The following is a 12953-nucleotide window of genomic DNA, read 5'->3' as shown; positions in this document are numbered from 1 at the left end:
GGCGATTCATCTCCCACTTACTCCGCTTCGCTTCGTTGAAGTGGGAGTCTTCTCGCCTAATTAAGATAAAAAATGGAGGCAGCTAGCTCTTTTCTGAGAAATCATTTTCCCAATCGACCAATGGGAAACGATTCTCTAAGAACTGGCTATACCGCCCCCGCTTTTTTAGCTGTCTAGCTTCGGCTCGCAACCTGTCAGCTACTTGAATTTGCATCTTCGCTGACATACACCGAGTAACCGCAGGTGCAGCTAGCGGGACAAATAACCTTCTCCCTTGGGGTGACAAACACCCCTGCGGGCAAAGAACATTTGCCCGTCGCGGTTAAACGGCTCGCCTCCACTTTTCTATGTTATTTGCTTGAATTTTGCGCTTTGCGAGCTTCTGCTTGCGCGTTTTGTTGTTTTACTTGTTGCACATTAGTTTCTGCAGCAAATTCAGTGCCGAATTGACCTGCTTGTGCAGATTGTGCGTTTTGTTGTCTTACTTCTTGAATGTTAGTGCCTGCAGCTGTTTTGTTTGGTTGTTGTTTTGCCATTGTTATCACCTCCACGTCACTTAATGTGCCCAGGAGGTGATCGTTTTATCCATCCAAATTACAAAAGTAAAGATCTTCCACCATCAACGATAATCGTTTGACCGCGGATCATTTCTGCTTGGTCGGACAATAAAAACATTACCGCGTTGACAATATCTTCAGGTTTTACCATTCGGCCAGCCGGAGTTTTGGCTGCCGCATCAGCCAAAAGTTCTTCCCGATTTGGAAAATGTTTCAACGCATCTGTGTCGACTGCGCCACCTGATACGGCATTGACAGAAATATTTTTCGGTGCTAATTCGACAGCTAAATAACGTGTTAATGATTCGACTGCAGCTTTTGAAACACCGACAGCCGTATAATTTTCTAAATAACGGATAGAACCTAGCGAACTAATGCTTACGATTTTTCCGCCGCCGACTTTTTCCATTCGTTTTGCCGCTTCTTGCGCGCAAAATAAAAGTGCTTTACTGTTAATGTCCATCGTCCAATTCCAATGCGATTCCGCAAGCTCCATCGCCGGCCGCAGTACACCTGAAGCGGCGTTATTAACAAGGACATCCACACGTCCAAATGCTTCATCCACTTGTGCGAACATCGCTTTAATTTTTTCGACATCACCGACATTCGCTTTCACGACAAGCGCTTTTCGCCCCAGCGCTTCGATTTCCTGCGCCGTTTGTAACGCCGCTTCTTTACTGCGTGCGTAGTTAACGACAATATCGTATCCTTCTTTTGCAAGACGAAGGGCAATCGCTTTGCCGATTCCACGGCTGCTTCCTGTGACTACCGCAACTTTTTCACTCATGTTTTTCTCCCCTTTATGTATAAATGAATGAGTACTTTTTTAAACTAGAAAAAAAGGAGGCATCCATCATGTACGTTGGCCGCGATATGACCGAACTTTCGATGATCCCAAAATCAGAATGGAAAGACAGCGAACTCGCTTTTTTCCACCATTCGTTTCAGCAAATTGCTCCTTATTTAAACGCAGAAGGACAAACGATCCACCGCGAAATCATCGAAGAAATCGAAGCTCGCGGTGGACTCAGAAAAAGCGAAGCTACCTATACACAAGGAACGAGACAATCGTATGACTGAAACAGGTGGATTATCCACCTGTTTCTTTCTCTTTATACTCTCGCCAAATTCGTTGATGGGAAACAGGAAAGGCGTATAAACTGATTTCTCGCTCATCAACAAGTTTCAGCTGTTCTGTTTCCGTAAAACTATTAACTAGTTTGCCGTCATAAACGGTAATATTCCAAACTAAGTGAGAAAACACATGTTCTAAAACCGCAAAAGGTTTCTCAAGCTGGACTATTGCCCCGTATTCTTCCTTCAAAAACTTTTCCAACTGTCTTTCCGGATTTTCCCGTGAATGGGCTACTTCGCAGTTCGGAAATTCCCATAAATTCGCAAGCAATCCATCGCTGTCCCGCTTATGGATCAGTACTTTGCCATGTTCATCTTTCAGCACCGCAGCTGCAATCGCCACTTGTTTAACACTCGTTTTTTTCGTTTTTACCGGAAGCTCCGTCTGTACCCCTTCTTGCAGCGCCCGGCAATGCGCTTGTACCGGGCAAAGGAGACAAGCCGGATTACGCGGTGTACAAATAAGCGCTCCTAACTCCATCAACGCCTGGTTAAAATACGAAGGGTTTTCGCGTGAAATAATTTGCCGGATAATCGCTTCGAATAACTTTCTCGTTCCTGTTTTGGCGATATCTTCCCAGACAAGAAAAATCCGTGATAATACCCGCATCACATTGCCGTCGACGGCAGGTTCCGGAATGCCATAGGCGATGCTTAATACTGCCCCTGTCGTATACGGCCCAACTCCCTTTAATTTGGAAAACTGTTCTGGATTGTCGGGAATTTTCCCGCCATATTGCTCTTTCACTTCTTTTACCGCTGCATGTAAATTGCGGACGCGCGAGTAGTAGCCGAGTCCTTCCCACGCTTTCAGCACCTCTTCTTCGTCCGCTTCCGCAAGCGCCTCCAGTGTCGGAAATTGCTCGATAAACTTATGAAAATACGGGATCACCGTATCGACCTTTGTCTGCTGCAGCATCACTTCCGACACCCATACTTTATACGGGTCGTTATCTTTGCGCCACGGCAGGTCACGCTGTTCTTTTTCAAACCAGCCGATTAAATCTAACTGAAATTGTTCGATGTCAAAGCCATCCAGCAACGTTCGTGTCTTCACCTTGTCTCCTCCATGCTGCTTTTATTCCATCTAGCATGTTTATTATAACAAATGATGCTGCTTGCCGCAGTACAAGGAGGGCTTGAATGGTGCCTCTTCTTTTTTCGCTATTCTTAAACAATTCACCAGAAGAAGGCTTGTTTATTAGATTGTACTTTTTTCTTCTGTAATTGACGGATATATAGATTGAGCATTTTTCTCTTGTAATTGACGGATATCAATACGCACCAGCAGAGAAGCAGCCAAAGCGATAACAAATAGCCCTGCGAAGAAGGTTAAGCTGTCTTCATAAGAACCGGTAGTATCCTTGATGTAAGCGGCAAATAGCGGGCCTACAAGTCCTGCGGCTGCCCAAGCGGTCAAAATGTAACCATGAATGGCACCTAATTGCTTTGTACCAAACAAGTCTCCGATATACGCAGGAATGCACGCAAATCCTCCGCCGTAGCAAGTGTACACGATAATCAACATTCCCATAAACAACCACTTGACCGAAACGTCCGGCAAGAAAAAGAAGATAATAATTTGTAAAACGAAGAATACTGTATAGGTATTTGGTCTTCCGATGTAATCAGAGGCAGATGCCCAGCCGATACGTCCTAAGCCGTTAAATACTCCAATGGCGCCAACCAATGCCGCAGCCGCAGCTTGGTCAATACCGATACTTTCCATGGCAAGCGGCTTTGCCACAGCTAAGATAGCAATGCCGCATGTTACATTGATAAACAACATCATCCATAAATACCAAAAACGTCTTGTTTTAATTGCTTCATTTGCGGTCAATTGTGATAAATCCATCGATGGTTTTGCTTTTCCAGCCTTCACTTTTTCTTTAAATCCTTCAGGCATCCAACCTTCAGGCGGCTTCTCTAAGTAAAGAGAAGAGAAAGCCATAATCAAAAAGTAAACAGCGCCTAAAATATAAAACGTGTTACTAACGCCAACCGAACCGATCAAACTGTTCATCACAGGACTTGAAATGGCGGCGGCAAATCCGAATCCCATAATCGCAAGCCCCGTAGCAAAACCACGACGATCTGGGAACCATTTCACCAGCGTAGAAACAGGTGTAATATATCCTACTCCAAGACCAATTCCGCCTAACACCCCATAGAATAGGTAAAGCAAATGCTTCGATTCCAAAACAACCGCAAATCCGGAACCAGCAATGCCGATCCCAAAAAACGTTGCAGCAAGTAATCCTGCTTTTCTAGGACCGTGTTTTTCGACAAAGTGACCAAGGAATGCCGCTGATAAACCTAAAAACAAAATGGCAATGCTAAATGTTAGCGCAACTTCTTGATCCGACCACCCAAACATTTGTTTTAATGGATTCGTAAAATTACTCCATGCATAAACAGAACCGATGCAAATATGAATTCCTACTGCTGATAAAGCGATGAACCAACGATTTTTCATTTGTTAGTCCCCCTTTTTATTCGATTATTTGATCGACATGCGTATACACATTAAACGTTTGTCCGCGAATAAACCCTACAACCGTAATGCCTAAATCGTTCGCTAATTCGAGCGCCAATGTCGTTGGCGCGGATTTCGATAAAATAATGCCTATTCCCATTTTGGAAACTTTCAGCAATACTTCCGATGATACTCTTCCGCTGAACGCGATTAATTTGTCCGATAACTGCAAATCGTGCTGCAAGCAATATCCGTAAATTTTGTCCAACGCATTATGCCTGCCAATATCAGAACGAACGATGACTAGTTCGTTCGGCGTACAAAGCGCTGCGTTATGAATGCCGCCAGTCGCCTGAAAATCGGTGGATCTCTCTTGCAACAGCCGCATAAGACGAAAACATTGGTCAACACGAACGTTTGTTCTGTGCACAACCGTTTTGGCAGTTTTCATATCGTTGTAAAAATAAAATTGTCTGCTTTTTCCACAGCAAGAGCCGATAAACCGTCTTGCATAAAACTCTTTTTGAATAGACTGTTTCGTGACAAGCTCAACATAGGCAAATCCGCGATGTTCATCCACGGATATTGCCTTTATTTCCTTGCTGGAACGAATCAGTCCTTCCGAAGCTAAAAAACCGATGACCAATTCTTCCAAATGGGTCGGAGTGCATACCATTGTTGCGAATTCTTGCCCGTCAACGACAATCGTAAGCGGAAACTCCACCGCAACCTCATCATCTAGCTCTTCAAAATGATCATTATGATACTTTACAATTTTTTGCTTACGAGTCACGAATGACTCCATCGACCCCACCCCCCGTTTCCGGATTTCACAAAAAGAAAACCGCCACATTTTCTATGACGAAGGCATACTATCCTTCGCGCACATAGAAAAGTGGCGGTAGTTTCAGCACAGAGCTCCTGTGACAAAACCAACGCTCTCGTCACGCTACAAGCGGAAACTTAACTACCAATCGCTCTTTCGCCATTGTATAGCTAAGCTTCCTACCATACTCATCATGTTAATCTGCTTTTAGCATATCATGAAAACGCATTCAAAAACAATACAGAATATTTCGACATATTATTTTTCTATCGGCTTTTCAAATATAAATACAGAAACAGCAATATCGTCTTCCACTTTAATATCATTAAATAGATATAATAGTTTGGATCCTGCCAGTTCCTCAAGTCCTTCCGGCACTTTTTGCGCATATACTTCCTGAATCATCCGGGTGCGCGCCGTATGAACCATTTCTTTTCCTTCAGGGGACCTTGCGATAAATTTTTCCGTCGGCGTTAAATTTCCTTGCAAGATAGTGATGGCAAGATTGTCGACAAAATATGTTTTAATCCGCTCTGGCCCTTTTCCAAACAGTTGCTTGCGAACTTTCCGCACTAAATCGTTGAATGTCGCTTCCTTTTTGGACATTGAAAAGCCCCTTTCCAACCATAAATTTGCGAAAAACGATGTCTTTACAGGTTGTTTTACGAACAATTCAGTAATATAATTATAATAAAAAAATCAAAATAGACATAAACATAGTGGAAAAATAATAAGGTTTCCCTTGTTATTTTTCTACTAGTAGTCTATTTGGATATGGATTGGTTATTTTAGTATCGTCATGCTAAAAAACTACTCCACCATGACTGAAGACCATCTTCATTCATGGTGGAGTTTTTATTTTACTGTGGAGGAGGTTTAAGCATGAGCGAACAATTGATAACGATTACAATAAACGGAAGCGATTACAGCGCAAAACAAGGAACGACGATTTTGGAAGTCATTAATGAAAACAACATTCCACATCCGCAAGTTTGCTATACTCCTGAGCTGGGAGCCATTCAAACGTGCGACACATGCATTGTCGAAGCAGATGGAAAATTGGTGCGCGCCTGTTCTACTCCTGCTAAAGACGGCATGAACATCGAGCTTTCTTCCGAACGGGCGAAAGCAGCTCAAAAAGAAGCGATGGACCGCATCCTAGAAAACCACCTATTATATTGTACTGTCTGCGATAACAATAACGGAAACTGTAAATTGCACAATACAGCGGAATTAATGGGAATCGAACATCAATCGTATCCATATCGCCCGAAAGTAGATCCATCGGAAGTCGACATGTCCCATCCATTCTACCGCTATGATCCAAATCAATGTATCGCCTGTGGTCAATGCGTAGAAGTATGTCAAAACTTACAAGTAAACGAAACATTATCTATTGACTGGGAAGCGGAACGCCCTCGTGTCATTTGGGATAACGGTGTTCCGATTAACGAATCTTCCTGTGTCAGTTGCGGACAATGCGTTACCGTTTGCCCATGTAATGCATTAATGGAAAAATCGATGTTAGGCGAGGCCGGCTTTATGACCGGTTTAGATAAAGAAATTTTAAATCCGATGATCAATTTTGTAAAGGAAGTCGAACCTGGCTACAGCAGTATTTTTGCCATTTCGGAAATCGAAGCGGCGATGCGCAAACAGCGCATCAAAAAAACAAAAACAGTTTGTACGTTCTGCGGTGTCGGCTGTTCGTTTGAAGTATGGACAAAAGGACGGAAAATTTTAAAAATCCAGCCTGTCTCCGAGGCACCGGTCAATGCAATTTCCACATGTGTAAAAGGAAAATTCGGTTGGGATTTCGTCAACAGCGAAGAGCGCCTGACCAAACCGCTTATCCGCAAAGGTGACGTGTTTGTCGAATCCACATGGGAAGAAGCGCTTTCGCTTGTTGCAGAAAAACTTGGCGAAATCAAACGGAAATACGGCGGCAATGCCATCGGCTTTATTTCGTCGTCGAAAATATCCAATGAAGAAAACTATTTAATGCAAAAATTGGCTCGGCAAGTATTTGAAACGAACAACGTCGACAACTGTTCGCGCTATTGCCAATCGCCGGCAACCGACGGATTGTTCCGCACGGTAGGAATGGGCGGCGATTCCGGAACGATTCATGATATCGCATCCGCGGGATTAGTGATTATTATCGGCGCCAATCCGGCGGAAGGACATCCGGTTTTGGCGACTCGCGTCAAACGTGCCCATAAACTATTTGGTCAAAAATTAATTGTTGCTGACTTGCGCAAAAATGAAATGGCGGAACGCGCCGATTTATTTATCCGACCAAAACAGGGAACGGATCAAGTATGGTTGATGGCCGTCACGAAATATATCATTGACCAAGGCTGGCACGATGAAAAATTCATTCGCGAACGCGTTCATTTCTTCGACGAATTCAAAGAAGTGCTCGAAAAATATACGCTCGATTACGCGGAAGAAGTAACAGGCATTGCGAAAGCAGACTTAATCCGCATCGCTGAAATGATCCATGAAGCAGATGGCACGTGCGTTCTCTGGGGAATGGGCGTTACGCAAAACACGGGAGGAAGCGATACATCAGCGGCCATCTCGAACTTATTGCTCGCAACAGGCAACTATGGACGCCCAGGCGCTGGAGCGTTCCCGCTCCGCGGCCATAACAACGTGCAAGGTGCTTGTGATATGGGGTCCCTTCCTGCCTGGCTTCCAGGATACCAGCATATTACGGATGATATCGCGCGGGCAAAATTTGAAAAAGCGTACGGCGTCCGCATCGATGGAAAACCTGGTCTTGATAACATCCAAATGATCGAAGCAGCCGAACAAGGAAAATTAAAGGCAATGTATATCGTCGGCGAAGATATGGCACTTGTGGACTGCAACGCCAATCATGTCCAAAAAGTGCTATCAGAGTTAGACTTCTTGGTAGTACAGGACATTTTCTTATCGAAAACAGCGCAATTTGCTGACGTTGTTTTGCCAGCAGCTCCAAGCTTAGAAAAAGAAGGAACGTTTACCAACACAGAGCGGCGCATTCAACGTTTTTACCAAGCGCTTGAACCGCTCGGCGATTCAAAACCGGACTGGTGGATCATTCAAGAAATCGCCAAACGGATGGGTGCTGATTGGAACTACGCCGGACCGAAAGAAATTATGGACGAAATCGCGAGTCTTGCTCCGCTTTTTTCACAAGCGCATTACGAAAACTTGGAAGGCTGGAAAAGCCTTTGCTGGGGCAGCTACGACGGTGCAGATACGCCGATTCTTTATAAAGAACGCTTCAACTTCCCGGATGGAAAAGCGCGCTTTGCACTCGCCGACTGGGTACAGCCGGCAGAATATCCGGAAGAATACGATTTGCTTGTGAACAACGGACGATTGCTCGAACATTTCCATGAAGGAAACTTAACATACAAATCAGAAGGCATTCAAAGAAAATTCCCTGAAATATTCGTTGAAGTATCTCCGGAATTAGCGAAAGAACGCGGCATCAAAGACGGCTCGCTCGTTCGTTTAGAATCACCATTCGGCAGAGTAAAAGTGCGCGTGCTCGTCACTGACCGTGTCAAAGGAAAAGAATTATTCTTGCCAATGCACTCGGCAACAAACGAAAGCGCCATTAACATCCTTACCGGTCCTGCCACTGACCATCGCACGAATACACCGGCGTTTAAACAAGCAAGAGTGCGCATGCAAGTGTTGGAAGTCGACGGAGAATCTCCGCTCCCGCGCACCAATCCGCGATTTAAAAAGCGGAATCCAAAAAGAGGCGTCGAAGTCGATCGAAAATGGAAGCGTCCGGATTACGTTCCTTTAACGGATGAATGGAAGGAGGCACAGCCGCGTGGCTAAACCAATTACAACCATTCAAAAACAAACCATTACCGAAGAAGAAAAACGTGAGAAAACAATAGAAGAACTAAAAACTTCATTGACGGAAAAAGAAGAAGCGGTCACTGAACTGCTTTCTATTATAGAAGAACTGCATAAAAGCGGCATACTCGAAGCGGCAAATGCGATGCTTAAAGCAAAGGAAGATATCGTGAAAATCGTCATCGGCCAAGCAAATCGCAAACCGGTGACAACAGCGATTAATCATGTGATCGGGATGGCACAGCTGCTTGCCAATCTAGATCCGCAATTAACCACTAAATTATTGGAAAGCACCGCTTCAAGCATTGCCGAAGCATATAAGCAAACAAAAGAAAAAGATAAAAAAATCGGCATTTTCGATCTTTTAAAAGCAGTGAATGATCCTGACATTAACCGCGCCATCCGCTTTATTCTTTCCTCTTTAAAAGAATTTGGAAAACGTCTGGATGATGATAAAAGCTAAACATTCGCCTTTTTCAGCCATCTTTCCTAAACAGGAAAGATGGCTTTAGTATTCCCTTCCCTCGCCAATGCATTCGAAATGTGCTACACTGGCAATAAATACATCCTTGTTTTTATGTGCTTACTCGTCCAATGATCGAAAACGGACTGGATATACTAATGAACGAAACTAGCAAAGGAGGCTTATTTCGCTTGGATACAGGCACACACATTCTTATGGGGGTAGCGCTAGGCAGTATTGCCACATTGGACCCCACTGTCGCTCAAGACCCTTTTTTGTCTCATGCTGTGCTGATCGGAACATTAGCCGGCTCCCAAGCGCCGGATATTGATACGATTTTAAAATTACAAAACAACGCAAAATATATCCGCAATCATCGCGGAATTACCCATTCGATTCCTGCCGTATGGCTATGGTCGTTATTCATTACAGGCATTATCGTTTGCTTTTATTCATACGTCAATGTATTTCACTTATGGCTATGGACGTTCATTTCTGTCGCAGTTCACGTATTTGTCGATATTTTTAACGCTTACGGCACGCAAGCGCTGCGGCCGTTTACAAAAAAGTGGATTGCGCTTGGTGTGATCAATACATTCGATCCAATTATTTTTGCCCTGCATGTCATCGGGGTTGGCCTGTTGTTTCTTGACCTTCATCCCGGCTATACGTTTCTAGCGATTTACGGTGTCATCGCCGCTTATTATATAATACGATTACGCCAGCAGGCAGCGATTAAACAAGCCATCCGTGCTGAAATTGCCGATGTCGAACAGATTATTACCGTTCCGACGTTCCGCTTCCGCGAGTGGCATTTGGCGATTACGGCAAAAGACTACTTTTATGTCGCGAGGGCCAAAAACGGGTGCATCTATATATTGGACCAATTTGAAAAATGTCCGCTTCCTGATGACCCTGTCATCGAAGCAGCGAAAAAGGATGAAAACGTTGCCGCCTTTTTATCGTTCTCCCCTGTTTATCGCTGGGAACTTAATGAATACGATGATTATTACGAAGTGCGCTTTACCGACTTGCGCTATCGCAGCAAAGGCTATTATCCATTCGTCGCCGTAGTGCAATTAGATCGCAATTTAAATATTGTCAGTTCGTATACCGGCTGGATTTTCAGCGAAGGGAAATTGCGAAAAAAACTGGACCTCATTCCAAACTGATAAAAATAGGCGGTCGTTTTGAAACAACCGCCTATTTTCAATGTTTTAAATAATCATTGCGATTTAGCAAATGTTGATATTTCGGATTTGTCGTTTGAAATTCATGTAATGTCGCTCCATACCGGTCAATCCATTGACGCACTACTTTTTCTGTCAGCTCTTTTCCTCTATATTCGTATCCAGCGCGGGCATATGTCGTTTCGAAATCTTCCCATAGCAATTCGACCCACGTTCTTGCTTGGGCATAAGCAAGCGACGGATTTTTCTCCAACAAATAGTTCGTCAGCCGTTCAAAATATTCATTCATCGTCATTTTTTCCACCTCTTATCCCAACAATTTGAACACATAAGAGAGCAAAATATCCTCATAATAAAAATACGTGTTGGCCATCAACACGAGCAATTGCAAAGGAGGGAATGTGCGATGCGGAATAAAGAACGCAACTTCCCAAACCAAAACAATAATAAATTCGAAGGTGAACCACGAGCGAAAGCGGAATATGCTTCAAAACGGGCAAACGGCACGACTAACACCCATCCGCAAGAACGCATGCACGCTTCCGGTAAACGCGATGACAATTTTTAAAAACTTTCTCTTATTTTGAGAGGTGTGAGACAATGGGTCGCCATTCGCACAAAAAATTTTATGATAACTTATACTCCAATCCTTTCCAGCAGCCATGGGCAAATCCAAAACATGCCCATGCACAAGTCAACGGAGAAACTCAACAAACACTTAACTTAATTATCCTTGAGCGTCAAACGCGGAAACAATCGTAACAAAATCGAACCTAGAGAATCTTCTCTAGGTTCTCTTTACTATAATTACGGCTTTCGCAACAACGAAATCGGCAATGCTTCTTCCTCCCCGTTTCCCTTTAACCGATAGCCCCAAGCAAATACTCCTTTCAAATAACGCACTTTAAAATATTCTCCCGGATCTCCCTCGATCTCATATATTTCTCCCGGCTGAAAATCATTCGGGTCAAGCAAATACGCTTTTGCCATCGCGATTTTTCTTTCATATACGGCGTATTCATTTATCATGCCCATCCGTTCTGCTTTGCGCGCTTTTTCCGTTAATGCCGCGATTTCCTGATGCAACTCTTGTTCCGTCATTTCACTATAACGCTTTTGTTCTCCTTGCGCTTTCATCGTTTGTCTCCCTCCTTTAATTTGTCCAAAAATTGCTCGATCATCTCCAGTGGGAAGCCTTTCCGGTACAAAGCCTGCTTCATTTTTTGCTCGTACATCGGACTATTATATTTTTCATAGCGACGATGCGCTTTTCTTCCTTGATACTCCAAAGCTTCCCACTCCTGTTCCTCCTTTTCGTCCCGTTCTGACAACAGCACCCGATCGATGACTTCCTGCGGAAATCCTTTTCGATATAAAAGCTGCCCGATCTGATATTTCCATTGCCGCAAAGACTGTTTTGCCCGCTGTTTTTTTGCTTTTTCATAAAGCGATTTTGCCGTTTCCACTTGTTCGTCAAATGAATACAGCGCAAGACTTTGGTCAATCCACTCCGTCGCAATTCCTAACTTTTCAAGTTCTTTTCGAATGACGTACGGGCCTTTTGCTGTCGTTTGTTTTTGCGTACGAACATAAGCAAACGCAAATTCACGGTCATCAACATACTTATTTTCCCTCAACTTATGCAGCACGTCATCGATAATGCTCTCAGACGCCCCTTTTTTCTTCAAATAATCGACTACTTCCTGTTCGGACCGCATTCGATATGATAAAAAATATAATGCTTGATGATACGTTTTTTTTACTTCATCTGCATATACTATTTGTTGGAAAGAGTGTTCATCTATTTTCATTCCTTTTTTCAAACGAAACTGAAGAAGCACGTCTTGATCAACACTAAAAACAAGTGTTTCTCCATTTTCCTTTTGGATGGACACGTTAAAACGCTCTGGATTTTTTGTCTGAACCGCAATATTCGTAATGATCCCCATCGGTTTTTCCCTCCATTTTTTATCGTACCATAGAAGGTATTTCGTACACAAAAAGCGAAATGAATAAACTACCATAAAATCAGGAGGGAATATAATATGAATATCGCCATTGCCGGCGGAACTGGATTTATCGGAAAAGCGCTTTCGAACCACCTTGCGTCACAAGGCCATACCATTTATATATTGACGCGGCATCCTAAATTATCTTCTTCTAATATCCGCTATGTTTTATTCACGCCTGAAAGCCGCCCCCAAGCAGACTTTCCTGCCTTTGGCGCCGTGATTAATTTAGCCGGCGAACCGATTAACCGCAGAAGATGGACAAAAAAGCAGAAAGAACGCATTGTCCATAGCCGTGTCTCCACGACCCAATGGATGATTGAGCTGATCAAATCATTGCCATCCCCTCCTCGCGTATTTATTAACTCACATTTCGCACCCTAACAAGGTCAAAACAAAGGATTTTTTATTTAGTTTTTCAGAATAACTTT

16 protein-coding genes are annotated in these 12953 nt (G+C 43.6%); 7 read left to right on the top strand and 9 right to left on the bottom strand.

Annotated elements, in window-relative coordinates; all coding sequences use genetic code 11:
• Positions 1-350 precede the first annotated feature (350 nt).
• Both DCC82_RS04810 and fabL read right to left on the bottom strand, forming a co-directional pair.
• On the bottom strand, positions 351-536 hold the full coding sequence (locus DCC82_RS04810) for a gamma-type small acid-soluble spore protein (RefSeq protein WP_012749194.1): 186 nt from the start codon (positions 534-536) through the stop codon (positions 351-353).
• A gap of 58 nt (positions 537-594) precedes the next feature.
• The gene (fabL, locus tag DCC82_RS04805) at positions 595-1344 is read right to left on the bottom strand and encodes an enoyl-[acyl-carrier-protein] reductase FabL (protein WP_012749193.1); all 750 of its coding nucleotides are present in this window, start codon (positions 1342-1344) and stop codon (positions 595-597) included.
• Positions 1345-1412: 68 nt separating this feature from the next.
• Here fabL and DCC82_RS04800 point away from each other — a divergent pair, with 68 nt between their 5' ends.
• Positions 1413-1637, top strand: coding sequence for a hypothetical protein (locus DCC82_RS04800; RefSeq protein WP_012749192.1), 225 nt, complete (start codon positions 1413-1415; stop codon positions 1635-1637).
• A 10-nt stretch (positions 1638-1647) separates the two neighbouring features.
• On the opposite strand, the gene mutY is transcribed toward DCC82_RS04800, so the two are convergent.
• The 4 genes from mutY to DCC82_RS04780 form a co-directional block, all read right to left on the bottom strand.
• Positions 1648-2748, bottom strand: coding sequence for an A/G-specific adenine glycosylase (mutY, locus tag DCC82_RS04795; protein WP_097354120.1), 1101 nt, complete (start codon positions 2746-2748; stop codon positions 1648-1650).
• Positions 2749-2892: 144 nt separating this feature from the next.
• Positions 2893-4167: an L-lactate MFS transporter gene (locus DCC82_RS04790; protein ID WP_097354119.1), complete on the bottom strand. Its 1275-nt coding sequence runs from the start codon at positions 4165-4167 to the stop codon at positions 2893-2895.
• 16 nt (positions 4168-4183) lie between these two features.
• Positions 4184-4972, bottom strand: a complete 789-nt coding sequence (fdhD, locus tag DCC82_RS04785; RefSeq protein WP_097354118.1) for a formate dehydrogenase accessory sulfurtransferase FdhD — start codon at positions 4970-4972, stop codon at positions 4184-4186.
• Between the two features lie 279 nt (positions 4973-5251).
• The gene (locus tag DCC82_RS04780) at positions 5252-5599 is read right to left on the bottom strand and encodes a Na-translocating system protein MpsC family protein (RefSeq protein ID WP_097354117.1); all 348 of its coding nucleotides are present in this window, start codon (positions 5597-5599) and stop codon (positions 5252-5254) included.
• Between the two features lie 276 nt (positions 5600-5875).
• Here DCC82_RS04780 and fdhF point away from each other — a divergent pair, with 276 nt between their 5' ends.
• From fdhF to DCC82_RS04765, 3 genes are all read left to right on the top strand, one after another.
• Positions 5876-8839, top strand: coding sequence for a formate dehydrogenase subunit alpha (gene fdhF / locus DCC82_RS04775; protein ID WP_097354116.1), 2964 nt, complete (start codon positions 5876-5878; stop codon positions 8837-8839).
• Positions 8832-9323: a helical membrane plugin domain-containing protein gene (locus DCC82_RS04770; protein ID WP_062678465.1), complete on the top strand. Its 492-nt coding sequence runs from the start codon at positions 8832-8834 to the stop codon at positions 9321-9323. Before fdhF ends, DCC82_RS04770 begins: the two co-directional genes overlap by 8 nt.
• A gap of 191 nt (positions 9324-9514) precedes the next feature.
• The gene (locus tag DCC82_RS04765) at positions 9515-10495 is read left to right on the top strand and encodes a metal-dependent hydrolase (protein ID WP_097354115.1); all 981 of its coding nucleotides are present in this window, start codon (positions 9515-9517) and stop codon (positions 10493-10495) included.
• Between the two features lie 37 nt (positions 10496-10532).
• Here DCC82_RS04765 and DCC82_RS04760 read toward each other — a convergent pair whose 3' ends face one another.
• Positions 10533-10802, bottom strand: a complete 270-nt coding sequence (locus DCC82_RS04760; protein WP_041269804.1) for a YfhJ family protein — start codon at positions 10800-10802, stop codon at positions 10533-10535.
• Between the two features lie 117 nt (positions 10803-10919).
• Here DCC82_RS04760 and DCC82_RS04755 point away from each other — a divergent pair, with 117 nt between their 5' ends.
• Both DCC82_RS04755 and DCC82_RS04750 read left to right on the top strand, forming a co-directional pair.
• Positions 10920-11081: a small, acid-soluble spore protein K gene (locus DCC82_RS04755; protein WP_012749183.1), complete on the top strand. Its 162-nt coding sequence runs from the start codon at positions 10920-10922 to the stop codon at positions 11079-11081.
• A 32-nt stretch (positions 11082-11113) separates the two neighbouring features.
• Positions 11114-11275, top strand: a complete 162-nt coding sequence (locus DCC82_RS04750; RefSeq protein WP_012749182.1) for a YpzG family protein — start codon at positions 11114-11116, stop codon at positions 11273-11275.
• Positions 11276-11320: 45 nt separating this feature from the next.
• On the opposite strand, the gene DCC82_RS04745 is transcribed toward DCC82_RS04750, so the two are convergent.
• Together DCC82_RS04745 and recX are read right to left on the bottom strand one after the other, a co-directional pair.
• Positions 11321-11650, bottom strand: a complete 330-nt coding sequence (locus tag DCC82_RS04745; RefSeq protein ID WP_012749181.1) for a YfhH family protein — start codon at positions 11648-11650, stop codon at positions 11321-11323.
• Positions 11647-12462, bottom strand: coding sequence for a recombination regulator RecX (recX, locus tag DCC82_RS04740; RefSeq protein ID WP_097354114.1), 816 nt, complete (start codon positions 12460-12462; stop codon positions 11647-11649). The genes DCC82_RS04745 and recX overlap by 4 nt, the downstream gene beginning before the upstream one ends.
• Before the next feature lie 96 nt (positions 12463-12558).
• Here recX and DCC82_RS04735 point away from each other — a divergent pair, with 96 nt between their 5' ends.
• Positions 12559-12906, top strand: coding sequence for an NAD-dependent epimerase/dehydratase family protein (locus tag DCC82_RS04735; protein ID WP_233252929.1), 348 nt, complete (start codon positions 12559-12561; stop codon positions 12904-12906).
• Positions 12907-12953: the final 47 nt, after the last annotated feature.

The sequence above is a fragment of the Geobacillus sp. LYN3 genome (assembly GCF_003064505.1).
GTDB lineage: Bacteria > Bacillota > Bacilli > Bacillales > Anoxybacillaceae > Parageobacillus_B > Parageobacillus_B toebii.
Note: the sequence above shows the minus strand (reverse complement) of the source record. Positions and strands in the feature narration are given on the sequence as shown.

Bases quoted from the DNA above. Each gene is read 5' to 3' on its own strand.
- DCC82_RS04810 (WP_012749194.1), bottom strand. From the start codon at position 536: ATGGCAAAACAACAACCAAACAAAACAGCTGCAGGCACTAACATTCAA.
- fabL (WP_012749193.1), bottom strand. From the start codon at position 1,344: ATGAGTGAAAAAGTTGCGGTAGTCACAGGAAGCAGCCGTGGAATCGGC.
- DCC82_RS04800 (WP_012749192.1), top strand. From the start codon at position 1,413: ATGTACGTTGGCCGCGATATGACCGAACTTTCGATGATCCCAAAATCA.
- DCC82_RS04790 (WP_097354119.1), bottom strand. From the start codon at position 4,167: ATGAAAAATCGTTGGTTCATCGCTTTATCAGCAGTAGGAATTCATATT.
- fdhD (WP_097354118.1), bottom strand. From the start codon at position 4,972: ATGGAGTCATTCGTGACTCGTAAGCAAAAAATTGTAAAGTATCATAAT.
- DCC82_RS04780 (WP_097354117.1), bottom strand. From the start codon at position 5,599: ATGTCCAAAAAGGAAGCGACATTCAACGATTTAGTGCGGAAAGTTCGC.
- fdhF (WP_097354116.1), top strand. From the start codon at position 5,876: ATGAGCGAACAATTGATAACGATTACAATAAACGGAAGCGATTACAGC.
- DCC82_RS04760 (WP_041269804.1), bottom strand. From the start codon at position 10,802: ATGAATGAATATTTTGAACGGCTGACGAACTATTTGTTGGAGAAAAAT.
- DCC82_RS04755 (WP_012749183.1), top strand. From the start codon at position 10,920: ATGCGGAATAAAGAACGCAACTTCCCAAACCAAAACAATAATAAATTC.
- DCC82_RS04750 (WP_012749182.1), top strand. From the start codon at position 11,114: ATGGGTCGCCATTCGCACAAAAAATTTTATGATAACTTATACTCCAAT.
- DCC82_RS04745 (WP_012749181.1), bottom strand. From the start codon at position 11,650: ATGAAAGCGCAAGGAGAACAAAAGCGTTATAGTGAAATGACGGAACAA.
- recX (WP_097354114.1), bottom strand. From the start codon at position 12,462: ATGGGGATCATTACGAATATTGCGGTTCAGACAAAAAATCCAGAGCGT.
- DCC82_RS04735 (WP_233252929.1), top strand. From the start codon at position 12,559: ATGAATATCGCCATTGCCGGCGGAACTGGATTTATCGGAAAAGCGCTT.